Annotated in this window: 1 pseudogene; it reads left to right on the top strand. The window is 59.2% G+C overall.

What is annotated here, in order from left to right:
• Positions 1-44: 44 nt before the first annotated feature.
• A pseudogene (locus ACR3FF_RS27345) lies at positions 45-571 on the top strand (IS5-like element ISHwa3 family transposase); the annotation flags it as partial.

Below are 571 nucleotides of genomic sequence, written 5' to 3'. Positions count from 1 at the left end.
GGTCGCTAAATCAAAGGAGTTGAAGCGGGAGACTGCGAATGTCCATGACACAAATCTCCCGCTTCACTAGCGAGATTGTCCCGATTTCTCAAAGGGTTACTGGCGACGGAGGCGAATCCGCCGCCCCAGAAGGTGGCGGCGGATTCGCTGACTACGCGCTCGTTTCCCTCCATTGTCTCCGGATTTACCTCGACACGTCCTACCGGATGACGATTGACCTGCTGAAGGAGATGCCACAAATAACCGAGGAGATCGGCCTCAACGCGGCCGATCTCCCCTCCCCATCCACGTTGTGTAAAGCGTTCGATCGGATCAGCATGAGCGTCTGCCGAGTGCTCCTGCGCCAGTCGGCGCAGCTGCACGACCCCTCCGAACACGGCGCGATCGACGCCACCTTCTACGAACGCTCAGCTGCGAGCCGCCACTACTGCCAGCGAATCAGCTACCGCGTCCAGAAGTTGAAGGTCACGAAACTCGTCGATACAGCGTCGCAGGCCGTCCTTGACGTACACTGTTCGACGAACCGGAAGGGAAGTGACGCAGACCTTGCCGAGCAGATCGCCCGCCGAAA

It is taken from the genome of Haladaptatus ordinarius (genome assembly GCF_054177595.1).
Note: the sequence above shows the minus strand (reverse complement) of the source record. Positions and strands in the feature narration are given on the sequence as shown.